Source organism: Vibrio sp. 378 (genome assembly GCF_033339435.1).
The window spans coordinates 1-532 of record NZ_JAWOUO010001106.1 but is presented as its reverse complement, the minus strand read 5'-3'; the positions used below and the strand labels follow the sequence as shown (position 1 = coordinate 532).

General features: G+C 45.7%; 1 protein-coding gene. It reads right to left on the bottom strand.

Annotated features, from left to right (window positions below):
* On the bottom strand, positions 1 to 519 hold a 519-nt coding region (locus R7Q48_RS30625; protein ID WP_411979322.1), incomplete at its 3' end, for a sulfatase/phosphatase domain-containing protein.
* Positions 520 to 532 lie beyond the last annotated feature (13 nt).

Here is a 532-nt window from a genome sequence, read left to right as displayed (position 1 = left end):
CTTCTTACCAAACAGAGCATCAGGTCGGCCCGCAATTTCTGCGTTCACACGCTCCATTGTGCGATCATCGATAGGGTAGACATGGTTTTTCTCTGCTTCTTTATCGAATAGCTTCTTCAGCTCCTCAAGCTTTTGAGGGTTAGATTTTGCTAAGTCGTTGGCTAAAGAGAAATCTTTCGTTGTGTCGTACAATTCCCATTTATCATCTTGTAGGTCTCTAAACTTGGTTGACCCCTCAGTTAAAGCCCAGCGAGTAACACGCGCTAGCCACCCTTCGTGATAGATGGCACGGTTACCTCCCAGTTCGAAATATTGAGGTTTGTGTCGTGTTTGTGCTTTTGTTTCCTTAAATGTATTAGTGAAGCTCACGCCTGCCATCGGGATTTGCTCAACACCATCGACTTCTTTTGGAACTGGTAAATTAGCGGCTTCTAGTACTGTCGGAGCAATATCTACAACATGAGACCATTGATCGCGCAAAGGCTGGCCTTTGTTATCGATTCCCGCAGGCCAACTCACGACCATACCATTT